Here is a 23802-nt window from a genome sequence, read left to right as displayed (position 1 = left end):
GCCCGACAAATGTTCGCCGACCAGTCTAATCGCTCTGCTCGAGCGATAGACAGGAGATATCGGCCACCTCTCGGCAGAGTTCGTCGAGCAGGCTGAGCAGGGCCAGTCGATTCTGTCTGAGTGAGGGGTCGTCGGCCATGACCATCACTTGATCGAAGAAGCCGTCCAGGGGCTCGGCGAGCGCCGCCAACGCTGCCAGCGCCTCGGTTGGGTTTCGCGCCTGCATTTTCTCGACGACCACGTCGTGTTGGGCTGCATAAGCCGCGGCAAGATCGCGTTCGGCCGGCTCGGTGAGCGTGGCGGTATCGAAGGCGCGACCTTCAAGCTCGTCAGCATTGCGTCGCAGGATATTGCGGATGCGCTTGTGTGCGCCGCATACCGTCTGGGCGCTGCTTTCGCGGCCAAAGGCATCGAGCGCACGGATCCGACGATCGAAATCGACCAGGTCGGTGAGCTCGAGATTGGCGACTGCCTCGAAGCGGTCGGTACCGATCCCCTGATCGGCATAGTAGCCACGTAGACGTTCCATGTGGAACATCCAGAGCGCGTCGAGCGTATCGGCTTGTGCTTCCACCGGCTGGTTGGCGAGCGCAGCCGAGAGTTCGGCCCGCAGGTCGAGCACGATGCCGGCTTCGATGACGGTTCTCAAAACCCCCAGGGCGGCACGACGAAGGCCGAACGGATCCTTGTCGCCGCTTGGCCGGCGTCCGATGGCAAAAATGCCGCTGAGCGTATCCAGCCGGTCGGCCAGGGCCAGCGCGCGCCCGGCGGGCGTGGCGGCGATGTCGGCACCGGCACGCGCCGGCGCATACTGCTCGGCGATCGCTCGGGCCACTTCGGTGGGTTCGCCGTCCGCCTCGGCATAGTAGAAGCCCATGAGGCCCTGCAGGTCGGGGAATTCGCCGACCATCTCCGTCAGCAAATCGGCCTTGGCGAGTTCTGCTGCCCGTGCGACGGCCGGTGCCGAAGCGCCGGTCGGCGCGACCAGACGCTCGCCTGCCTTGGCGATGCGTGCACTCTTGTCGGCCAGCGAGCCCAGTGACTGCTGGAAGGTCACCCGTGCAAGCCCGTCAACATGATGGGCAAGCCCCTGGCGACGATCCTGATCCCAGAAGAACAGCGCGTCGGATAGGCGTGGACGGACCACACGCTCGTTGCCGGCAATCACCTGGGCCACGTCGCGGCTTTCGATATTGGCCACGGTAATGAAACCGGCCAGAAGCTCGCCGGCCTCGTTCTCGATCGGGAAATAACGCTGATGTTCCTGCAGCGTGGAAATGAGCACCTCGCGCGGAAGGACCAGAAAACGCTCGTCAAAGCGCCCGGCAATGCCGACAGGCCATTCCACGAGCGCGGTCACTTCTTCGACCAGGCCATCGTCGATCAGGGCGCGGCCGCCGAAATCGGCTGCGGCCTGTTCCACCTGTTCGACGATACGTTGCCGGCGAACGTCCGGGTCGACCACGACCCAGGCGTCGTTCAGCGCCTTCGCATAGTCGTCGGCGCGCGCGAGCTCGATCGCCGCCGGGTGATGGAAGCGATGGCCGAAGGTCTCGCGGTCCGCGCTTTGTTCGAAAACGTTGAGCGGCACGATCTCATCGCCGTGCAGGGCGACGACCCAGTGAACCGGGCGTACGAAGGCGGCTTCACTGTCGCCCCAGCGCATCAGCTTGGGGATGGGCAGACGCTTGATCGCCTGATCGACCGCGGGCTGGATCAGCGTAGCGATCGGCTTGCCCGGCTCGGTGGCGCGATAGACCAGGCGTTCGCCCTTGTCGCTATCCTCGTGCTCGAGCGCGTCCACGGTCGTGCCCAGAGAGCGCGCAAAGCCTTCGGCGGCCTTGGTGGGCTGGCCGGCCTCGTCATAGGCAATGGCAAGCGTCGGCCCGGCTTTTTCCACGGCGACGGGGTCGGTGGCCTCGGCGACATCGGCGATCGCCACGGCCAGTCGGCGCGGCGTGGCATAACGCGTCGTAGCACCCAGCGCGAGCCCGGCTTCGGACAGCGCGCTGGTGACGCCGTCGGCAAAGGCATCGGCAAGCGTACGCATGGCTTTGGGGGGCAGTTCTTCCACCCCGATTTCGATGAGTAGCGTAGCGGCGGTCATGCGGCCTCGTCGTCGTTCTTGAGCATCGGAAAGCCAAGCGCCTCACGCGAGGCGTAATAGGCCTGGGCGCAGGCCCGTGCGAGCGTACGCACGCGCAGGATGTAGCCCTGGCGTTCGGTGACCGAGATCGCGTGGCGGGCGTCCAGCAGGTTGAAGGTGTGCGAACACTCGAGCATGCGTTCGTAGGCGGGCAGCGCCAGCTCGGCTTCGACCAGACGCTGGCATTCGGCTTCCAGGGCATCGAAATGGGTGAACAGGGCGGCCACGTCGGCGTATTCGAAGTTGTAGCGTGATTGCTCGACTTCGTTCTGGTGAAACACGTCGCCGTAGTAAAGCTTGCCCGCGCTGGACTCCGACCAGACCAGATCGTAGACGCTCTCCACGTTCTGGATATACATGGCAATACGTTCCAGGCCGTAGGTGATCTCGCCGGACACCGGGCGGCAATCCAGGCCGCCGGCCTGCTGGAAATACGTGAACTGGGTGATCTCCATGCCGTTAAGCCAGATCTCCCAGCCCAGTCCCCAGGCGCCGAGCGTGGGCGACTCCCAGTTGTCTTCGACGAAGCGAACGTCGTGGATCGACATATCCAGGCCGAGTGCTTCCAGCGACTGCAGATACAGCGACTGAATATTCTTCGGCGAGGGCTTGAGCAGCACCTGGAACTGATAGTAGTGCTGCAGCCGGTTCGGGTTGTCGCCGTAGCGGCCGTCGGTGGGACGACGCGAGGGCTGCACATAGGCCGAGCGCCACGGCTCGGGGCCGATCGCACGCAAGAACGTGGCCGGATGAAACGTGCCGGCACCGACGGGCATATCCAAGGGCTGCACGATGGCACACCCCTGCTCGGCCCAGAACTGCTGAAGCCGGAAGATGAGCTGTTGGAAATCCATGCAAACTGTCCTGTGTTCGAGCGCGGAGTATAACGAAACAGGCCTCTTCCATGGTTTCGCGCTGCTACGCATCAAATAAGTGCAGATGAACTCTTAAGCACTATTTTGGTGCTGTATTTGCTCCGTATAGGTGCGTAGCACCGCCCTGTGACCCGAAAAAAGGCAAAGATGACGTGGCACGGATTCTGCCTTTATAGTGGCTATCCTCGTTGCTCTGCACCAGACAGTTCGAACGGGTTCTACATACAAGGAGTCATCAATGGCGAGTAGCGAAGCGCTCAAGCTGATCAAGGAAACCGAGGCGAAGTTCGTCGACTTCCGCTTCTGCGATACGCGCGGCAAGGAACAACACGTGACGATGCCCGCGCATATCGTCGACGAAGAGTTCATGGAAGAAGGCAAGATGTTCGACGGCTCGTCGATCGACGGCTGGAAAGGCATCAACGAGTCGGACATGGTGCTCATGCCCGACGACAGCACGGCGGTGCTGGACCCGTTCTTCGAAGAACCCACGGTCATCATTCGCTGCGACGTACTCGAACCCAACACCATGATGGGCTACGAGCGCGACCCGCGCACCGTCGCCAAGCGTGCCGAGGCCTATCTGGCCTCCACCGGCATCGCGGATACGGCCTATTTCGGCCCGGAAGCCGAGTTCTTCGTCTTCGATTCCGTGACCTGGCAGAACGAAATGAAGGGCGCCGGTTTCGCGATCGATTCCGAAGAAGGCTACTGGAACAGCGCCAAGCAGTATCCGGAAGGCAACATGGGCCATCGCCCGGGTATCAAGGGCGGCTACTTCCCGGTCCCGCCGGTCGATTCCCATCAGGACATGCGTTCGGCCATGTGTCTGGCCATGGAAGAAATGGGCCTGACCGTCGAAGTGCACCACCACGAAGTGGGCACCGCCGGCCAGGGCGAGATCGGCATGCTGTTCAATACGCTGGTCAAGAAGGCCGACGAAACGCTGATCTACAAGTACTGCGTGCACAACGTCGCCCACAGCTTCGGCCGCACGGCGACATTCATGCCCAAGCCGCTGGTCGGCGACAACGGCTCCGGTATGCACGTGCATCAGTCGCTGTCCAAGGACGGCAAGAACATCTTCTCGGGTGAAGAGTACGGCGGTCTGTCGGAAGAAGCCCTGTACTACATCGGCGGCATCATCAAGCATGCCAAGGCGATCAACGCCTTTGCCAACGCCTCGACCAACAGCTACAAGCGTCTGGTCAAGGGCTTCGAGGCGCCGGTGCTGCTGGCGTACTCGGCGCGCAACCGTTCCGCTTCGATCCGTATTCCGTGGGTGTCCAGCCCGAAGGCCCGTCGTATCGAGGTGCGCTTCCCCGATCCGACCGCCAACCCCTATCTCGCCTTCTCGGTGATGATGATGGCGGGCCTCGACGGCATCCAGAACAAGATCCATCCGGGCGAAGCCATGGACAAGGATCTCTACGATCTGCCGCCGGAAGAGGAAAAAGCGATCCCGACCGTGGCCCAGTCGCTAGAAGAAGCGCTCAAGGCCCTCGACGAAGACCGCGAATTCCTCAAGAAGGGCGATGTGTTCACCGACGATCTGATCGACGGCTATATCGAACTCAAGATGGAAGAAGTGCTGCGCATGAAGATGAGCACGCATCCGGCCGAGTTCGACATGTACTACTCCTGCTAAGGCAGGACCCCCGCTTCAGGGGAGGCCGGGGCATGTGCGTTTGATCGCACGACGCCGCTGGCCGGCAGGGCGCGTCCTTTTATCGGACGCGCCCTTTTTTATGTTCGCGCTTCGCGCTAGATTGAAGCCATGAAAACCTCTATCGCGCTGTTGCTTCTCGCCCTCGCCGCCGTGGGCACGGCCCATGCCGATATCTATACCTGGGTGGATGCCCAGGGTGTGCGCCATTACAGCGACAGCGCCAAGAGCCAGGGGGCCAAACGGGCCAACCTGCCCGGGCTGCAAACGGTGGACGGCAACCCCGATGCCCTGCAGGAGCTTCAGGCCGCCTCCGACCGCGCGCGTTCGCGAAAGAACAACGCCGAATCGCGCATGCCAACGCTCGTGAGCCCAGAGCCCGAGCAGACCTTCCGGGATGCCCGCGGCATCGTACCGGTATCGGTCGAAATCAGCGGTTCGCCCGAGCTGCGCGACGGCGAGCAGATCACCTATTACCTCGACGGCAGCCCGATCCCGCAATCGCCGACCGACGATACCCAGCTGTCGCTGGGCAATGTGCCACGTGGAACTCATACGCTCAGTGCGGCCCTGCTGTATCAGGGCACCGAACTGCGCCGTACCGAACCCGTGACCTTCTACATGAAACCGCCCTCTGCGATCTCGCCGTTGAACAGCGGCCAGAACGCCGGCGGCGATGCAGGCAACAGTGATTCGCCGGGTACCTCCACCGCTGCACCGGCAGCGGGCAACGTGGGCGGCGCGCCCAGTACCCCGCGCTTGAATACGGGGGGCGGCCTGGCCGCACCGCCAAGTTAGGCAGCAGCGTTTTTCCCCCTCGGGCGGGCGGTTAGCGCTTTACGCCCCGGCGTTGGACGAACCCGGCCCGCCGCAGGGTAAATGCCCTGCCGAAGACGCAGGACGACACGCATAGCACTATGATGGTGCAATAGCGTTGTCGCAGTCCCGTCGCGCGGGATGTCGGCACTGGCCCAAGTCTTGCTTTCCCCTGCGTCATGAGTTCACGCGACAGTATCGGTGTTCGTCCCGACACCATCCTCGATAATCTGAAGACCGCCGTGGTCTGTCTGGATGCCCGCCTGCGGGTGACCTATCTGAATACGGCCAGCGAAATGCTGTTCGGGGTATCGGCACGCCACTGCGGCAGCGAGCCGTTCGACCGGGCGCTGCCCTATCTTGCCGACCATCGAGCAAAGCTCGAATCCGCCCTGTACAAGGGGGCGGCCTTCACCGAGCGCGAGCTGTATCTGCGCGCCGGCGTGGGCGATCCGCTGACAGTGGACTGCACGGTCACGCCGTTCACCGATCGTAACGGCGGCTCGGCGCTGCTGCTGGAGTTCCTCTCGCTCGACCGCCAGCTGCGCATATCCCGCGACGATCAGATGCGGGTCCAGAACCTGGCCAATCGCGAGATGATTCGCGGGCTGGCGCACGAGATCAAGAACCCGCTGGGCGGGCTGCGCGGCGCGGCCCAGCTGCTCGAACGCGAGATCGACGACGACGCGCTCAAGGAATTCACCACCGTCATCATTCGCGAAGCCGATCGGCTGCAGAACCTCGTGGACGGGCTGCTCGGGCCGAGGCGTCCGCCCAACAAGCAGCCGCTCAATATCCACGAGCCGCTCGAGCATGTGCGGGCGCTTATCAGCTCCGATCTGCCCCCGGGCGTGGAACTCAAGCGCGATTTCGACCCGAGCATTCCAGAGATCAGGGCCGATCGTGAGCAGCTCATCCAGACGCTTTTCAATCTGGTGGGCAATGCCGTTACCGCGCTCGATGGCAGCGGCGAGATCCTGCTACGCACCCGTACCCAGCGGCTGTTCACGATTGGCGGAACCCAGCATCGGCTGGTGGTCCGTGTGGATGTCGTCGACAACGGGCCCGGCATCCCGCGCGATCTGCTGCCGCGCATCTTTCACCCCATGGTCAGTTCGCGCGCCGAGGGCACCGGCATGGGCCTGCCGATCGCCCAGTACCTCATTCACCTGCACCACGGGCTGATCGAGTGCGAAAGCCGCCCGGGGCAGACTATTTTCAGCGTCATCCTGCCCCTGGAGGCCGGTGATGATTAGCCAGAACAAGGTGAGTTCGCGATGAGCACAGGCAATACAGGCACGCTCTCGGCATGGGTGGTGGACGACGACGAATCCATTCGCTGGGTGCTCGAACGCGCGCTCAAGAGCGCGGATATCGACGTCGTGACCTTTCCCGGCGGCGCCGAACTGCTCGATGCCCTCGACGAGCAGACCCCCGACGTACTGCTCACCGATATCCGTATGCCCGGCATCTCCGGCCTGGATCTGCTCGAGCGCGTGCATGCGCGCAAGCCCGAGCTGCCGATCATCATCATGACCGCGCATTCCGATCTGGACAGCGCGGTATCGGCCTATCGCGGCGGTGCCTTCGAATACCTGCCCAAGCCGTTCGATCTGGACGAAGCGGTCGAGCTGGTGATGCGCGCGGCCCGTCTGGCCCGCGAAGGCCAGCCGGAAAGCGAAGCCGCGAAGCCCCAGGCCTCGATCATCATCGGCGAAGCGCCGGCCATGCAGGAAGTGTTTCGTGCCATCGGACGCCTGTCGGCCTCCAATATCACGGTGCTGATCACCGGCGAGTCGGGCACCGGCAAGGAACTGGTGGCCCATGCCCTGCACGAGCACAGCCCGCGGGCGAGCCGGCCGTTCATCGCCGTGAACACCGCCGCGATTCCGAAAGACCTGATGGAATCGGAGTTCTTCGGCCATGAAAAAGGCGCCTTCACGGGCGCGGCCGCCCAGCGCCGCGGGCGCTTCGAGCAGGCCCATGGCGGCACTCTGTTTCTGGACGAAATCGGCGATATGCCGGCCGATCTGCAAACCCGGCTGTTGCGCGTGCTCCAGGACGGGCAGTTCTATCGTGTGGGCGGACATACGCCCGTGTCGGTGGACGTACGCATTATCGCGGCGACCAACCAGGAGCTGGAAAAAGAGGTTCGCAAGGGCCGTTTTCGCGAAGATCTGTTCCATCGCCTGAACGTCATTCGGCTACGCGTGCCGCCGCTGCGCGAACGCCGAGAGGATATTCCCCTGCTGCTTGAGTTCTTCCTCGGTCGCGCCGCGCGCGAGCTCGATATGGAACTCAAGAGCCTGAGCAAGCAGGCCAGCCAGTTTCTCAGCGCTCTGGATTGGGCGGGCAACGTTCGCCAGCTCGAAAACCTGTGTCGCTGGCTCACCGTCATGGCGCCGGGCCGCGAGGTCGTGCTGGAGGATCTGCCACAGGAACTGCGCGACGGCAGCGCCATGCCTGCAGCCAATGCACCCGCGCCGGCCGAGCCGAAACCCCAGGCCGCCGCCTCACCGACCGCGACGGCGGCAGCGCCTCCTACGATGCCCGTGGCCGGCGAACAGCGCTGGGACGACCAGCTCGCGCACTGGGCCGAAGAGCGTCTGGCCGAAGGGGCCGATCATCTGCTCGACGAGGCCATCCCGAGCCTGGAACGGGTGATGATCCGTGCGGCCCTGGCGCGCACCGATGGCCACCGTCAGGAAGCCGCGCGCCTGCTGGGCTGGGGCCGCAATACGCTCACGCGCAAGATCAAGGAACTCGGCATGGAATCCGAAGCCGTTTGATCAACCGGTTGATCGTCCAGCCGTGAGGCGGGCGCGTCAGCGGGGTTTTTCACCGCGGGTCTGATGCAGCCGGCGGGTGTTGGGCGGCCGGCCGGTGATCAGCCGATCGCCGGTGCGGCAGGTGAAGTATTTCCATACCCATTGCACCATCACCCGCAGCCGGCGTTCGCTGCCGATCAGCGCATAGATATGGATCAGCACCCACAGTAGCCAGGCACTGAAACCGGCCATGGTGAAGCCCGGCAGATTGGCCACGGCGCGGTTGCGTCCGATGACCGCCATGCTGCCCTTGTCCTTGTACTTGAAGCCGGGGGTGGTCTTGCCACGGCGACGTCGCTTGAGCACACCAGCGACATATTCGCCCTGCTGGATAGCGGCCGGTGCGAGGCCGGGCACCGCCTTGTCGGCACGATCGGTCACCGCGGCCAGATCGCCGATCACGAAGATATCCGGGTAGCCGGGCAGGGTCAGGTCGGTATCCACCACCAGGCGGCCACCGCCGGCCCGTTCGGCCTCGGTGCGCTCGGCCAGAATCTCGCCGAACACCGAAGCGCGCACCCCGGCCGCCCAGAGCACGGTCCGTGCAGCCAGCGTCTTTTCGCCGTCCGGGCCTTTCATGGCCACGCCCTGTTCATCGATCGAGGACACCATCGTATCGGTGACCACCTCGACGCCCAGTTCTTCCAGCATCTCCTTGGCCTGGCGCGAAAGCTTTTCCGGGTAGGCCGGCAGCACGCGCTCTGCCCCTTCGACCAGCAGAATGCGTGTTTCACGTGGATCGAAGCTGCGGAAATCCTCCACCATGATGCGATGCGCGAGTTCGGCGATGGCGCCGGCCAGCTCCACGCCCGTCGGCCCCGCGCCGACCACCACGAAGTTCAGCCAGGGCGCGCGTTCGGCGGCGTCGCTGGTAAGCTCGGCGGTTTCGAAGGCATGGAAAATACGCCGACGCATGCGCAGCGCGTGCTCCACCGTTTTCAGGCCGGGGGCGTGCTCGCTCCACTCGTCGTTGCCGAAATAGGCATGTTTGACGCCGGTGGCCACAATCAGCGTGTCGTAGGAAAGCTCGCCGCTTTCATGAAATATGAGACGCTTCGCCGGGTCGATATCGTAGGCCGTACTCATCAGCGAGCGGATGTTTTTCTTGCGGCGCAGGGTCACCCGATGGGGCGTACACACATCGCCGGTGGTGAGCATGCCGACGGCGACCTGATACAGCAGAGGCTGAAAGGTATGGAAATTACGCTTGTCCACAAGCGTTACGTCGTAGCCGCTTCCTCCGAGCTTGCGCGCGGCGAACAGACCGCCAAAACCGCCACCGACGATCACGACATGATGTCGCGTACTGTTGCTATCGCTCATGATTCTGCACCGAAAAAGCGGCCGAAAAGCTTAGCAGCTTCGCGCAGCGCGGGAGAGATTGCTATATGTGTCTGATCGCCTTTGCCTGGCGCGCGCATCCTGAGCTGGACCTCATCGTGGCCGCCAATCGCGACGAGTTTCATGCCCGCCCCACCGAGGCCGCCCATTGGTGGCAACAGCCGGCCGAAGCCTTCGGTGGGCGCGATCTGCAGGCCGGCGGCGCCTGGTGCGCAGCCGACCGGCAGGGTCGCTTTGCGGCCGTGACCAACGTCCGCGAGGCATCGAAGGTGGCCGAGGCGCGTTCGCGTGGCCTGCTGGTACGCGATTATTTCGCGACACAAACCAATGCCGACGACTGGGCCGCGCGCATGCATGCCGAAGGCGATGCCTACGGGCCGTTCAATCTGCTGGTCGGCGATCGAACGAGCCTGTGGTTCGTATCCAATCGCGGTGCGGTGCGTCATCTTCGGCTGCGTCCGGGCGTGCACGCCATTTCCAACGGCTGCTGGGGGGATCACTGGCCCAAGACCGAGGCGGCCCAATCGCGGCTGCGCACGCGCATCGAAAACGATGATCTCGACGCCGAGACGTTGTTCGAGCTGTTGGCCGATACGGATACCGTAGCCATCGACGCCCTCCCGGATACCGGCATCGGCACTGAGCGCGAGCGTTTTCTATCCCCGCTTTTCATTCGCAGCGGCTACTACGGCACGCGTGCCTCCACGGTGATCAAACGCGGCGCCGACGGTTCGGTTGCATTCCACGAGCGGGGTTTCGACGCGGATGCACGGCCCACGCACGCAATCGACGAACACTGGACTGATCTTTGAAAAAGGCGTTGTCATGATGAGCACGCAGGAAAGCACAGAGCGCGAAATCCGCCCCTACGGCAGCTGGCCGTCGGCCATCACCGCCGATCATGTGGCTGCGGCGGGGCGTAAACTCAGCGATGTCTGCGTGGACACGGGCGTCGAGACGCCGACCCTGTACTGGATCGAAAGCCGCCCCGACGAGGCCGGCCGCAACACGATCATGCGCCTCGATGACCGCGGCGAGGCCGTGTCACTGCTCGATGCACCGCTGAGTGCGCGCAGCGCGGTCCACGAATACGGCGGCGCAGCGTTTACCGTGCATGGGCAGACCGTGTGGTTCGTCAACGCGGCCGATCAGGCGATCTATCGGCGTGATGCCGACGCCACCATCCGCCCCGTCACGGCGAGCGACGACGACGTCCGCTTTGCCGACCTGCAATACGATGCCCGCCGCGAGCAAATGGTGGTGGTGGCAGAAACCCCGGTCGAGGGCGGCGAGCCGAAGGCGACGATCGAAATCGTCACCGCCGATGGACGACGCCATGTCGTCGCCGAAGGCCACGACTTCTATGCCAGCCCGCGGCTGTGCCCGGGTGGCGAGCGCCTGGTGTGGCTGGCCTGGAATCATCCCGATATGCCCTGGGATGCCACCGAACTCTGGCAGGCCGAGATCGATGACGACGGCATGCCCGGCGTGCCGCGCTGTCTGTGGGCACCGGCCGATGCCTCGCTGTTCGGCCCGCGTTTCGACCCGAACGGGCGGCTGCATATCGTCTGCGACGAAAACGAGTGGTGGAATATCTATCGCGAGCGGTCGGGCCAGGATGGCTTCGAGGCAGTCACCCGCGAGCGCGCGGAATTCGGCGTGCCGCAATGGGTGTTCGGCCAGAGTACCTATACCTTCACCGCCGACGGCCGGCTCATTGCCATGGCCAGCGCCGATGGCCTGTGGCAGCTCGGCGAGGTCGATCCGAACAACGGCGCGTTCTCGCCCTGGCCGCTGGCCTGGGATTTCTATGAACAGCTGCAGGCCGTCGGCGACCGCGTGGTCGTGGTGGCCGCGAACGCGCGCACGCCCAAACAGCTGGTGGCCATCGAGCGCGACGGCACGGCCCGTGTGCTGCGGGCCACCGACGGCCTGCCGGGCGACACCGCCTTGGCAGCGCCGCAACCGATGAGCTGGCCGACCGCCGACGGCGATACCGCGCACGGGCTCTACTACGCGCCGGCAAGCCATGTCTGTCGCGGCCCCGATGACGAGCGCCCGCCGCTGATCCTCAAGTGCCACGGCGGCCCCACCGGGGCGACCAGCACCGCCCTGGATGCGCGTATCCAGTACTGGACATCGCGCGGCTATGCGCTGCTGGACGTGAACTATCGCGGCAGCACCGGCTATGGTCGTACCTATCGTCAGAAGCTCACCGATGCCTGGGGCGTGGCCGATGTGGCCGACTGTGAATACGGCGCACGTCATCTGACCGAGCTCGGCCGGGTCGACGGCGAGCGCGTGCTCATTTCCGGCAGCAGTGCCGGCGGCTATACCGTGCTGTGCGTGCTCACATTCACCGATGTGGCCGCCGCCGGGGCGAGCTATTACGGCATCGGTGACCTGCGTCGCCTGATGGCCTCGACGCATAAATTCGAATCGCGCTACCTGCATCGGCTGATCGGCGCCGACGACGTCCTGCTGACCGAGCGTTCACCGCTCGCCCATGCCGAACGTCTGGCCTGCCCGGTGTTGTTCCTGCAGGGGCTCAAGGACAAGGTCGTGCCGCCCGATCAGGCCGAGACCATGGTCGAAGCGCTGCGCGAACGCGGCGTGGCCGTGGCCTACGTGGTGTTTCCCGAAGAGCGCCACGGCTTTCGCGACGCCGACAATATCCGTACCGCCATCGAGTCCGAGCGCGCTTTCTATACCCGCGTACTGCGGATCGCGGGCGTCGAGGATTGTCGGCCCCTGACCATCGATAATTTCGACGGCTAGCAGCGCACATGAATCGCCGCGACGGGCATCGCACGTAGACAGTAGACGCGACGCACGCCCCGCTCGTTTATGGGGCAGGAAAGCGTTTGCGGTAATCTGGACGCTGGGTCTGCGTTTTTCGGGCCGTGACTGCGGCTTCCCAGGGGGCTTCGTCTTGAAAACGCAGGCGCGGGTACATTATTGGGTGGGTAACACGAGCACCGTGATCGAGCGCTATCGCAGATTGTTCAAGCGGCGGCATCTGCCGCTGGTCGTTATGATCGCGCTAGCGGGCGTGCTCGTGCGTCCGGCGGTGGCCGATACGGTCAACGTCAATATCGACGGCATCAACGACCCGTTGCTTGCCAACGTGCGCAACTCGCTGTCGGTGGCCGCCGAGCATGAAAAGCCCTGGGCGCCCGGCAAGATCCGGCGGCTGTATCGGCTTGCGCCCAACGAGATCAAGGCCGCGCTCGCGCCTTTCGGCTATTACAACCCGACGATCGAACAAACGCTGGCCGAGCCCGACGGCGATGGCGATACCTGGCAGGCCACGTTTCGTATCGATCGCGGACCGCAGACGAAAGTCACCGCGCTCAACCTGGCCGTACGCGGACCGGGCGACGAGCTGCCAGAAATCCGCGAGGCGCTGCGGGCGAGCAGGCTGGCCACCGGCAAGCGCCTGATCCATTCGCAGTACACGGCCACCAAGAACGCGCTGTATACCGCGGCCTACGATGCGGGCTATCTCGATGCACGATTCAGCCAGGCGGTCATTCGCGTGCGCCCCGACAACAATACGGCGGCCATCGATCTGGTGCTCGATACCGGCGAGCGCTACTACTTCGGCGACGTCAACTTCGACCAGGACGTACTCAACGACGATTTCGTGCGTCGTTTCGTGCCGTTCAAGGCCGGCGACCCGTTCGATGCCGAGCGCCTGGTCGACCTGCAGCTGATCCTGTCGGATACCGATTATTTCAACAAGATCTCGATTCAGGCCGAACGCGGCGACGCCGAGCGCGAAGCACCGATCGGCGACTGGCTGTTCGATATCATCTACCCGCCGGACGACCCGCTCATCAGTATCGGCCGGCTACAGGTGCCGGTGGGGGTGACCGCCGAAGCGAGCAAGCCGCAGAGCTATCAGATCTCGGCCGGCTACGGCACGGATACCGGCCCGCGCGTGGGTCTGGGCGTGAAGTTTCGCCATCTCAACAAGCGCGGCCATCAGTTTCGCAGCGATCTGCGCCTGTCGGCGGTTCAGCAGGCTCTGCAGGCGTCCTACGATATCCCCATCGCCAACGTCGCCCAGGACAAGCTCAGCTTCACCGCCAACGTCGCCAACGAGGATTTCGGCGATATCACCTCGATCAACTACGGCATCGGCGCGGTCCGGGATACCGGCTGGTCGCTCGGGCGCAAGCGCGCCTATATCAATCTCGAACGCGAAACCTACGACCTGGGCGATGACGTGGGCGATCGCACCTCCACGCTGCTCTACCCCGGTTATACGCTTACCCTGCAGAAGGCCGACGACCTGCTCAATACGCGCAAGGGTGTAAGCGCGTCGGTGGACGTGCACGGCGCCAGCGAGTCGCTGGGCTCGAGCGTGGATTTTGTCCAGGCGAAGGTGACCGGCAACGCGGTTCTGCCGTTGACCTCCAAGTCCCGGCTGCTGTTGCGTAGCCAGTTCGGCGCCATCGAAGTGGACGACTTCGACGAACTGCCGCCGTCGCAGCGGTTCTTCACCGGTGGCGATCGTACCGTGCGCGGCTATGGCTACCAGCAGATCAGCCCGGAAAACGCCGACGGCGACAACATCGGGGGCCGTTATCTGGCCGTAGGCAGTATCGAAGCCGACTACAAGGTCTACAAGGATTACGGTCTGGCCGCCTTCTTCGACGTCGGCGATGTCGCCAATACCACCAGCTTCGACTTCAAGCGGGGCGTGGGCATCGGCTTTCGCTGGGCCTCGCCGGTCGGCCAGATCCGGCTCGATCTGGCCCACCCGCTGGACGATCCGGACAGCGATTTCCGTATTCACTTCAGCCTCGGCCCCGATCTGTGAGCGAACACGACGACAACAACGCCGCCTCCGCGCCCGCGCAGGCAAACGGCGAGCAGAAGCACGCGGCCGCCAAGAAGCGTTCGCGGGTCTGGCGTATCGTCAAATGGACGCTGTTGACCCTGCTGGTGATCGTGCTCGTACTCGTCGGCCTGATCGCCTGGGTGGCGACCACGCGCAGCGGGCTCGACTTCGCCTGGGGCCAGATCGGTCCGCGCCTGCCCGACGGCATTGAAGTGGCCAGCGTCGAAGGCCGGCTGATCGGCCCGCTGGAAGTGCGCGGCGTGAACGTCGAAACCGAGACCATGAAGCTGTCGGTCAACGCGGTGGATCTGGACTGGACGGCCAGCGAACTGCTTTCGGCCACCGTGCATGTACGCAATCTCGCCGTACGCGGGGTGAACTACGAAGTCACAAAGATCGTCGATACCCCGGAACCCGAGCCGGAAGAACCGGCTGAGCCGTTCAGCCTGCCGGACGCGATCGATCTGCCGGTGGCGGTACAGATCGACCGGGTGTCTCTCGACGATATCTCGGCGAAGACCGCACCCGAGGCCGAGCCCTTCGTGGTGGATAGCGCGCGCCTGGCCAATGCACGGCTGGACGACGAGGATTGGCGTATCGAATCGTTGACCGGCCATGGCCCGATGTTCGACGTGGATGCCCAGGCGCGGCTCAACCCGCGCGGTGGCTATGCCACCAATCTGTCGCTCAACGCCGCGCTGCGCCTGCCCGATCTCGCACCGATCGAGGCCGACGCCGAGATCGAAGGCGATCTGGCCGATCTGGGCGTGAGCCTGACCGTGGCCGCGCCCTATAACGTCAACTTGAGCGGACGGCTGACCGACGCCCTCGACAAGCCGGCCGTCGATGCCACCCTCAAGCTCGACAATACGCGCCTGCCGGCCATCCGCGAGGATCTGCCCCAGGCCGGGTTCACCGCCACGATCGGCGCGAAGGGGCCGATCGATGCCCTCGAAGTGAATGTGGATGTCGATGCCGACAGCGCCGATTACGGCCGCGCCGCGCTGACCAGCACCCTGCGCTATACCGGCGATACCCTCGTTATCGACAGCCTGAATCTCTCCAGCCCGGACATGGCCGGCACGCTCGCTGCCAAGGGCCAGGTGGCGCTGGCCGAAGGCAATGCCATGGACCTTTCGGTGGACTGGGCCGATCTGCAGTGGCCACTGGCCGGTACGCCGGCGTATCGCTCCGAGACGGGGCGTGTGCGCCTGACCGGCGAAATGACCGATTACGAGCTGGCCACCAACCTGGCGTGGCAGGTCGTGGGCCAGACCGCTGGCAAGCTCAGCCTCGACGGCCGCGGCAGCATGGAAGCCTTCGAGCTGGCCAAGCTCGATATCAGCGGCGGGCCGGGCGATATCAATGGCAACGCCTCGATCCGCTGGGCGCCAGCGCTCGACGTCAACGCCCATCTGGAAGGCAAAAACATCAATCCGGGCGCGGTGGTGGCCGATGTACCGGGCGATTTCAACCTGGTCGCCGACCTGCGCGCGAAACAGGACGGCGAGCGCATCGTGGCCGACATCGACAAGCTCACTGCCCGCGGCAGCCTGCGCCGACAGCCGCTGCGCCTGGATGCCAAGGCACGCTATCTGGGCGATCACGTGCTCGTGGAGCGCTTCGATCTGGTCTCGGGTGCCACCGACGCGAAGATCAGCGGACGCTTTGGCTGGACCCCGGATGCTGCGCTCGACGGGCGCTGGACGATCGATTCCAGCGATCTGTCCACCGCCTGGCCGACACTGGCCGGTTCCTTGCAAAGCCGCGGAACCGTCAAGGGGCGTGTTTCGGCGCCCAACGTGGATGCCACGCTCGCCGCCCGCAATATCGCGGTCGACGACAACCGCGTGGCGCGTGCCGACCTGAATGCCAGGGTCGACTGGTCCGGCAACAGCCGCTCCAACGTGGTGCTGGATATCGCCGGCGTGGAGGCCGGTGGTCAGGCGATCGACAGCGTGGCCCTGCGCATGAACGGTACGCCCGGCGCGCATTCGATCAGCGCCAACGTGGATTCCGAAATCGCCACCGCCGATATCGGCCTCGACGGTGCACTCGACAAGAAGACCATGAACTGGCGGTATACGCTCGACCAGCTCAAGGCCGCCTACGGCGAACTGGCCCCCTGGACGCTCGCCACTACCGCAAAGGGCGCCGTCTCGGCCGAGGCGCAGTCGATCGACAACGCCTGCCTGACCTCGGGCGATGCCCGCGTTTGTCTGCGCGGCAGTCACGACGCCAACGCCAGCAGCGCGCATATCGAGCTGTCGGATTTCGCCTACGACTATGCCCGCATCTATTTTCCGGAAGGCCTGGATATCGATGGCTCGGTATCCGGCACCATCGATGCCCGCCTGCCGGCCGGCGGCGACCCCGACGTCGACGCGCGCCTGAACACCAGTGCCGGCAGCGTCTCCTTGACCCAGCCCGACGAGCGCGTCGTACGCATCGTGGATATGCAGCCCGGCACCATCACCCTGCGCATGCAGCGCTCGGCGCTCGACGGCGCGATCGATCTGCCGCTGGGCCAGACCGGACGTATTGCCGCGGATGTCGCGGTCGCGCCGGGCGCTGCGCCGCTGACCGAACGCGCGCTCAGCGGGTCCGTGAACCTCGATATCCAGCGCCTGTCGGTCATCGAGCAGCTCTCGCCCGAAGTCGACGAGTTCGATGGCAAGATCGCCGGCCAGCTCAACCTGGGCGGCAGCCTCGCGCGCCCGACCGTGCTGGGCGATATCGGCCTGAACGCCTCGCGCGTGGTGCTGGTCACGCCCGGCCTGGTACTCACCGATCTCAGCCTGGCGGCCACCGGGCGTGGCGACACCATCGATATCGACGCGAGTGCGAAATCCGGCGGCGGCACGCTGAACGCCAACGGCGCGATCGCGCTCAACGACGACGGTCAGGACGTCGATCTGACCATTCGTGGCGAGCGTTTTCAGGTGGTCAACATCCCGGACGCCACCGCCTATGTCAGCCCCGATCTTCGCGTGGCCGTCACCCCGTCGCGGGTGGATGTCGAAGGCCGCGTGGTGGTGCCCGAAGCCTCGATTACACCCCGGGATCTGCCGGCCTCGGGCGTGACCACCGTCTCGGGCGATCAGGTGATCGTGACCGACGAACAACCCGATGCGGCGACCGAGGCGATCACCCGTGCGATTCATGCCGATGTGCAGGTGGTACTCGGCGACGACGTGCATATCGAAGGTTTCGGTCTGAGTGCCAATCTCACCGGCGATCTGCGCGTGGTGCAGCAGCCGGGTGATGTGACCACCGGCACCGGCGAAATCCAGATCGTGGACGGCGCCTACCGGGCCTACGGCCAGAATCTCGATATTCAGGAAGGCCGTATTCTGTTTGCCGGCGGGCCGGTGAGCGAACCCGGCTTGGATCTGCGCGCGGCGCGCTACCCGGCCGAGGATGTGACCGTGGGTGTGGAAGTCCGGGGCAGCGTTGAAAACCCGCGGCTGACGCTGTTCTCCGAGCCCGCTATGGGCCAGTCCGAACAGCTGTCGTGGCTGTTGCTCGGCCGCCCGCTCGACGGCGCCAACAGCCAGCAGTCCAGCCTGGTGGCACGGGCTGCGCTGGCGCTGGGGAACAACCGCGCCAACCAGACGCTTGAAAACGTCGGCGATCGGCTCGGTATCGACGATATCGGTATTGGCGCCGGGGCGGGACAGTCCAGCGACAACGCCGCCTTCACGGTCGGCAAGTATCTGTCGCCCAAGCTCTATGTGAGTTACGGGATCGGGCTGTTCAACCCGGTGTCGACGCTGTCGCTACGCTATACGCTCAGCTCGCGCTGGCGCCTGGAAACCGAGTCCAGCAGCGTGGCCACGGGCGGCGACCTGATCTATTCGATCGACCGCTAGGGACGCTCTGCATAACCGCTCTCGGGTCGTGTTCGCGTCCTTCACAGGCGGTGCGCCGTCCGCAGATCGACGCAGATTCACGCAGATGAAAAACCTGCGCTACGGGCGCTAGCCGCTAGTCAGCCGTCGTTCGAACTAGGGATCGGGCCGTCAGGCCGTGTATTGATCTGCGCTGATCTGCGTCGATCTGCGGACTCTGACTTCAGAATGACGCGAAAAAAGCGTCCCGAATCGGCTCTATCAGCGCTGGGCGGTGACGTTGCGGCGCATCCAGTAAACCGCCAGACCCAACCCGGCACCGATGAGCACAACGGCGGCCAGGATCTTTTCCACATCGTGGATATGGGCCAGGGCATGCTCGATCGCGCCGGCGAGATGCACGCCGACGAAGGTGACTGTGCCGACCCACAGCAACGTGCCGATCATGGCGAGCAGAAAAAAGCGTAGCGGCGATACGCCAAGCGAGCCGAGCAGAAACGGCGTGACGTAGCGCAGCCCGTAGAGAAAACGAAAGCCGATCATCACCGGCGCGCCGTAGCTTTCAAGCAGGCGTTCGACACGGGCGATCTTGGGCTGCCAGCCGGGGCGTCGATCCAACGCCGGCCGGCCCATGCGGCGGCCGATATGAAAGCACAGGTTGTCGCCGATGATTGTGGCTATCGTGGCGGCGACGACCACGCTTTCCAGCGAGAGCCAGCCACGGTGGGCGCCGAATACGCCCAGCAGAATCGCGGTTTCGCCTTCCAGAAGACAGCCGATGGCGACCGCGAAGGCGCCGAAGTCGGCGATCAGGCCCTGTAGCGTTTCGATCATTACAGCAAACGCTCGCCCAACCAGCGGCCGATGGTCGCGATCTCGGGCATGCAGACCTGATGCTGCATCGGGTATTCGTGCCAGGCGACGTCGTAGCCGGCCTCGAGGAGCTGATCCCGACTGGCCTGGCCGAGCTGCACCGGCACCACCGGATCGTGACTGCCGTGGGCCATGAGAATCGGCGTGGCGCGATTGGCCTCGCTGGCTTCGGCGGCCACGGTCTCGGCCAGCGGTAGATAGGTGGACAGGCCCATGATGCCGGCCAGCCGATCGGCATGGCGTACGCCGGTATGCAGGGCGATGGCGCCGCCCTGGGAAAAGCCGGCGATGACGATGGATTCGGTCGCCACGCCGCGCTCGACCTCGCGCGCGATGAGCTGTTCGATCTCGTTCGCGCTGTCGTGAATGCCCTCGGCATCCTGCTTGTCGGCGATGGCCATGCCCTTGATGTCGTACCAGGCGCGCATGCTCATGCCGTTGTTGATGGTCACCGGACGCGTCTTGGCGTTGGGGAACACGAAGCGCACTCCGTGATCCGCGCCCAGGCCCAGTTCGTCGACAATCGGCACGAAATCATTGCCGTCGGCGCCCAGACCATGCAGCCAGATCACGCTGGCGCGGGCGGTGGTTTTGGGTTCGATCTCGATACAGTCGAGCATGCTTTATCGCGATGAGGAACAAACGAGAAGGCGAAGTCTGGCCAGCCCGGGCCGTGGGCGCAAGCAATTCTTCGAGTTCCCACCGCCTTGTTCAACCATAGTCTGTCTTGCCTAGACTCTGGACCGGTGCGCTAGACTCGTTCGCCTACGTTCATACAGGCAATGATGCAAAGACATCATTGCAAAACGAGGAAACGCCATGAAAAGTCGTGCCGCCGTGGCCTGGGAAGCGGGCAAGCCGCTGACCCTGGAAGAAATCGAAGTCGCACCGCCGAAAGCCGGCGAGGTGCTGGTACGCATCGTGGCGACCGGGGTCTGCCATACCGATGCATTCACCCTGTCGGGTGCCGATCCGGAGGGCTTTTTCCCGCGTATTCTGGGCCACGAAGGCGGTGGCGTGGTCGAGGAAGTGGGCGAAGGCGTGACCAGCGTATCCCCCGGCGATCACGTGATTCCGCTGTATACCGCCGAATGCGGCGAGTGCAAGTTCTGTCGCTCGGGCAAGACCAACCTCTGCGGCGCGGTGCGCGAAACCCAGGGCCAGGGCGTGATGCCCGATGGCACCACGCGTTTTTCCAAGGACGGGACCGACCTCTACCACTACATGGGTACGTCGACGTTCTCGGAATACACCGTGGTGCCGGAAGTCTCCCTGGCGAAGGTCAACAAGGAAGCGCCGCTCGACAAGGTGTGCCTGCTTGGTTGTGGCGTGACCACCGGCATTGGTGCGGTGTTCAACACCGCCGGGGTGGAAGAAGGCTCGACCGTGGCCGTGTTCGGCCTGGGCGCGATCGGCCTGTCGGTGATCCAGGGTGCGCGCATGGCCAATGCCAGCCGCATCATCGCCATCGATATCAACCCGTCTAAGTTCGATTTCGCCAAGCAGCTCGGTGCGACCGAGTGCGTGAACCCGAAGGATTATGACGACCCGATCCAGCAGGTGATCATCGAACTCACCGATGGCGGCGTGGACTATTCCTTCGAGTGCATCGGCAACGTCAACATCATGCGCGCGGCCCTGGAATGCGCGCACAAGGGCTGGGGCGAGTCGACCATCATCGGTGTGGCCGGTGCGGGCGAGGAGATCTCCACCCGTCCGTTCCAGCTGGTGACCGGTCGTGTATGGCGTGGTTCCGCCTTTGGCGGCGTCAAGGGTCGCACCCAGCTGCCGGACTACGTGAATCGCTACATGAACGGCGAGATCAATATCGACGATTTCGTCACCCACGATCTGCCGTTCGAAAAGATCAACGAAGCGTTTGATCTGTTGCACGAGGGCAAGGCCATTCGTTCGGTTCTGCACTTCTAGAACTGTCTGCATGAACCCGGATCGCCGTGGTGTCGGTCACGACATCACGGCGATTTCGTTTAGATTGGAACGACTGTCTCGAATTCTGCGCGGAGTCCACGATGGAAAAGATTGACGAACACCGCTCGTTCGGCGGCGTGCAGCGCCGCTACACGCATGCCTCCGAGGTCTGCAATTGCGACATGACCTTTTCGGTGTATCTGCCGCCGCTGGCCGATACCCGGCGCGTACCCGTGGTTTACTGGCTGTCCGGTTTGACCTGTACCGACGAAAACTTCGTCAACAAGGCCGGTGCCCAGCGTATTGCCGCGGAACTCGGCATTGCCATCGTCGCCCCGGATACCAGCCCGCGGGGCGAGGATGTCCCCGACGAGGACAGCTACGACATGGGCAAGGGCGCCGGCTTCTATGTGAATGCCACGCAACAGCCCTGGGCGCGCCACTACCAGATGTACGACTATGTGGTCAGCGAGTTGCCGAGCCTGCTCGCCGACGAATTCGGCACCACGCTGGATCTCTCGCGCGAAGCGATCTTCGGGCATTCGATGGGCGGCCACGGGGCGCTGGTGATCGGTCTGCGCAATATCGATCGCTTTGCCGCGATTTCGGCGTTCTCGCCCATCTGTGCGCCCAGCGAAGTGCCCTGGGGCCACAAGGCGTTTCCGAAGTACATCGGTGACGACAAGCAGGACTGGTATGCCTACGACGCCAGCTATCTGCTCGCCAACGCCGACAACCCCGAGGCACTGCCGCCGATTCGTGTCGAGCAGGGCCTGGCCGACAACTTCCTCGACGAACAGCTGCAGCCGCACCGGCTCGAGGAAGCCGCCGACAAGGTCGGCGCCGATGTCACCGTGCATCGACGCGAAGGCTACGACCACAGCTATTTCTTCATCGCCAGCTTCATGGAAGATCATCTGCGCTTTCTGGCCAGCCACATGGGCGTGGAAAGCTAGCGCTTCCGCGAACGTGCGTCGGCCGTTGGGGCCGGCGTGTGGCCCGGTCGGAATCGTGCACCGGCCGGGCGCCTCGGCGGCTGTTCGGCGAGGTGTCGCGCGAAACCACCACAGGCCCTAGACTAGGCGCTCAATTCACGGTGGCGAGCAATGATGAAAGCGCTTTCGAGTGTACTGCTGTGGGCGTTTGTAGCGGTCGTACTGGCTGGCTGCGGTCAGACCGGGCCGCTGTATCTGCCGGGCGAAGCGCCTGAATCCCAGACCGACGGCCCGTTCGGCATGGACGACGATACGGCGGACGAAAGCAGCACGCCGGCGCCCGACAACCGCGCCGAAGCCACCGATAACCGCGTCGATTAAATGGATCATTTCGAGTATCGCGACGGCGTGCTCCACGCCGAAGACGTTGCCCTGCCTGCGATCGCCGAGCGTTTCGGTACCCCCTGCTATGTGTATAGCGCGGCCACCATCGCCCGCCACTATCGCGTATTCGACGAAGCCCTGGCCGGTATCGATCACCGCATCTGCTTTGCCGTGAAAGCCAACGGTAATATCGGCGTGCTCGGCCTGCTGGCCGATCTGGGCAGCGGTTTCGATATCGTCTCGGTGGGCGAGCTGGAGCGCGTGATCACCGCCGGCGGCGATCCGGCGAAGGTGGTGTTTTCGGGCGTGGGCAAGCGCGTCGATGAAATCGAGCGCGCGCTGGAAGTGGGTATTGCCTGCTTCAATATCGAATCGGAAGCCGAACTCGAGCGTATCGACAGTATCGCCCGGCGTATGGGCACCACCGCGCCGGTATCGCTGCGGGTGAACCCGGATGTGGATGCCCAGACCCATCCCTATATCGCGACCGGCTTGAAAGAGAACAAGTTCGGCGTCGATATCGGCCGGGCCGAAGCCCTGTATGCGCGCGCGGCCGAGATGCCGGGCATTACGATTCGCGGCGTGGATTGTCATATCGGCTCGCAGCTGACCCAGTTGGCGCCGTTTCGTGATGCCGTCAAGCGCGTACTGGCCCTCATCGATCGGCTGGCCGAACGCGGTATCGTCATCGAGCATCTGGACGTGGGCGGCGGTCTGGGTATTCGTTATCGCAACGAGAACCCGCCTTCGCCGGCCGAATACGCCGAGAATATTCGTGATCTGGTGGAAGGTCGCGACCTCAAGCTCGTGTTCGAGCCGGGCCGCGTGCTGGTCGCCAACGCCGGCGTGCTGCTTACCCGCGTGGAGCTGCTCAAGCCGGGCCAGGCCGAAGACGACAAGCATTTCGCCATTGTCGATGCGGCCATGAACGACCTGCTCCGACCGGCGCTCTACGACGGCTGGCATGAGATCGTGGCCGTGAGCCCGCGCACCGATACGTCGGCCCGCGCCTGGGAAATCGTCGGCCCGATCTGCGAAACCGGCGATTTTCTCGGTCACGACCGCGAACTGGCCCTGGCTGCGGATGACCTGCTGGCCGTACGCAGTGCCGGTGCCTACGGCTTCACCATGGCATCGAGCTATAACGCCCGCCCGCGCGTGGCCGAAATCATGGTCGACGGCGATACTCCGCACGAAGTGCGCGCCCGCGAAACCGTCGCCGATCTCATGCGCGGCGAAAAGCGGCTGCCTTTTGCCTGATCTTCGAGAGTGTTCGCGCGTTTTTTGAAGGCGCTGACCGCAGATTACG

General features: G+C 64.3%; 17 protein-coding genes. 12 read left to right on the top strand and 5 right to left on the bottom strand.

Translation table 11 applies throughout. The features are described from left to right. Positions 1-25: 25 nt before the first annotated feature. Positions 26-2107 (bottom strand): glycine--tRNA ligase subunit beta, encoded by a 2082-nt coding sequence (gene glyS / locus CMN27_RS10115; RefSeq protein WP_293626144.1) that lies wholly within the window; start codon positions 2105-2107, stop codon positions 26-28. Next, entirely contained in the window at positions 2104-3000 is an 897-nt protein-coding gene (glyQ, locus tag CMN27_RS10110; protein WP_293626142.1) for a glycine--tRNA ligase subunit alpha, read from the bottom strand. The genes glyS and glyQ overlap by 4 nt, the downstream gene beginning before the upstream one ends. Positions 3001-3259: 259 nt before the next feature. Here glyQ and glnA point away from each other — a divergent pair, with 259 nt between their 5' ends. The 4 genes from glnA (at position 3260) to glnG (ending at position 8292) form a co-directional block, all read left to right on the top strand. After that, entirely contained in the window at positions 3260-4669 is a 1410-nt protein-coding gene (gene glnA / locus CMN27_RS10105; protein ID WP_293626140.1) for a glutamate--ammonia ligase, read from the top strand. 129 nt (positions 4670-4798) lie between these two features. Beyond that, entirely contained in the window at positions 4799-5485 is a 687-nt protein-coding gene (locus CMN27_RS10100) for a DUF4124 domain-containing protein (protein ID WP_293626138.1), read from the top strand. Positions 5486-5682: 197 nt separating this feature from the next. Beyond that, on the top strand, positions 5683-6759 hold the full coding sequence (gene glnL / locus CMN27_RS10095) for a nitrogen regulation protein NR(II) (RefSeq protein WP_293626136.1): 1077 nt from the start codon (positions 5683-5685) through the stop codon (positions 6757-6759). A 21-nt stretch (positions 6760-6780) separates the two neighbouring features. Further along, a complete protein-coding gene (gene glnG, locus CMN27_RS10090) occupies positions 6781-8292 on the top strand; it encodes a nitrogen regulation protein NR(I) (RefSeq protein ID WP_293626134.1) in 1512 nt (503 codons plus the stop codon). Between the two features lie 36 nt (positions 8293-8328). On the opposite strand, the gene CMN27_RS10085 is transcribed toward glnG, so the two are convergent. Further along, a complete protein-coding gene (locus tag CMN27_RS10085; protein ID WP_293626132.1) occupies positions 8329-9654 on the bottom strand; it encodes an NAD(P)/FAD-dependent oxidoreductase in 1326 nt (441 codons plus the stop codon). Between the two features lie 65 nt (positions 9655-9719). Between CMN27_RS10085 and CMN27_RS10080 the strand changes: the two genes are divergently transcribed. The 4 genes from CMN27_RS10080 to CMN27_RS10065 all read left to right on the top strand — a co-directional run bounded on the left by CMN27_RS10080 (position 9720) and on the right by CMN27_RS10065 (position 18393). Continuing rightward, positions 9720-10484: an NRDE family protein gene (locus CMN27_RS10080; RefSeq protein WP_293626130.1), complete on the top strand. Its 765-nt coding sequence runs from the start codon at positions 9720-9722 to the stop codon at positions 10482-10484. A gap of 13 nt (positions 10485-10497) precedes the next feature. Then, the gene (locus CMN27_RS10075) at positions 10498-12450 is read left to right on the top strand and encodes a prolyl oligopeptidase family serine peptidase (protein WP_293626128.1); all 1953 of its coding nucleotides are present in this window, start codon (positions 10498-10500) and stop codon (positions 12448-12450) included. A 154-nt stretch (positions 12451-12604) separates the two neighbouring features. Beyond that, the gene (locus CMN27_RS10070) at positions 12605-14500 is read left to right on the top strand and encodes an autotransporter assembly complex family protein (RefSeq protein ID WP_293626126.1); all 1896 of its coding nucleotides are present in this window, start codon (positions 12605-12607) and stop codon (positions 14498-14500) included. After that, entirely contained in the window at positions 14497-18393 is a 3897-nt protein-coding gene (locus tag CMN27_RS10065) for a translocation/assembly module TamB domain-containing protein (RefSeq protein ID WP_293626124.1), read from the top strand. Before CMN27_RS10070 ends, CMN27_RS10065 begins: the two co-directional genes overlap by 4 nt. Positions 18394-18633: 240 nt before the next feature. On the opposite strand, the gene CMN27_RS10060 is transcribed toward CMN27_RS10065, so the two are convergent. Both CMN27_RS10060 and CMN27_RS10055 read right to left on the bottom strand, forming a co-directional pair. Further along, a complete protein-coding gene (locus CMN27_RS10060) occupies positions 18634-19206 on the bottom strand; it encodes a DedA family protein (RefSeq protein ID WP_293626122.1) in 573 nt (190 codons plus the stop codon). Then, on the bottom strand, positions 19206-19865 hold the full coding sequence (locus tag CMN27_RS10055; protein WP_293626121.1) for a dienelactone hydrolase family protein: 660 nt from the start codon (positions 19863-19865) through the stop codon (positions 19206-19208). The genes CMN27_RS10060 and CMN27_RS10055 overlap by 1 nt, the downstream gene beginning before the upstream one ends. Positions 19866-20064: 199 nt before the next feature. Between CMN27_RS10055 and CMN27_RS10050 the strand changes: the two genes are divergently transcribed. From CMN27_RS10050 to lysA, 4 genes are all read left to right on the top strand, one after another. Next, positions 20065-21174 (top strand): S-(hydroxymethyl)glutathione dehydrogenase/class III alcohol dehydrogenase, encoded by a 1110-nt coding sequence (locus CMN27_RS10050; RefSeq protein WP_293626119.1) that lies wholly within the window; start codon positions 20065-20067, stop codon positions 21172-21174. A 101-nt stretch (positions 21175-21275) separates the two neighbouring features. Next, positions 21276-22130 (top strand): S-formylglutathione hydrolase, encoded by an 855-nt coding sequence (gene fghA / locus CMN27_RS10045; protein ID WP_293626079.1) that lies wholly within the window; start codon positions 21276-21278, stop codon positions 22128-22130. Between the two features lie 150 nt (positions 22131-22280). Then, a complete protein-coding gene (locus CMN27_RS10040) occupies positions 22281-22490 on the top strand; it encodes a lipoprotein (RefSeq protein WP_293626078.1) in 210 nt (69 codons plus the stop codon). Beyond that, entirely contained in the window at positions 22491-23753 is a 1263-nt protein-coding gene (gene lysA, locus CMN27_RS10035; protein ID WP_293626076.1) for a diaminopimelate decarboxylase, read from the top strand. It begins immediately after the preceding gene. Positions 23754-23802 lie beyond the last annotated feature (49 nt).

The sequence above is a fragment of the Salinisphaera sp. genome, from assembly GCF_002729955.1.
Lineage (GTDB): Bacteria > Pseudomonadota > Gammaproteobacteria > Nevskiales > Salinisphaeraceae > Salinisphaera.
The sequence above is the reverse complement of the archived record's forward strand: the minus strand, read 5'-3'. Positions and strand labels throughout refer to the sequence as shown.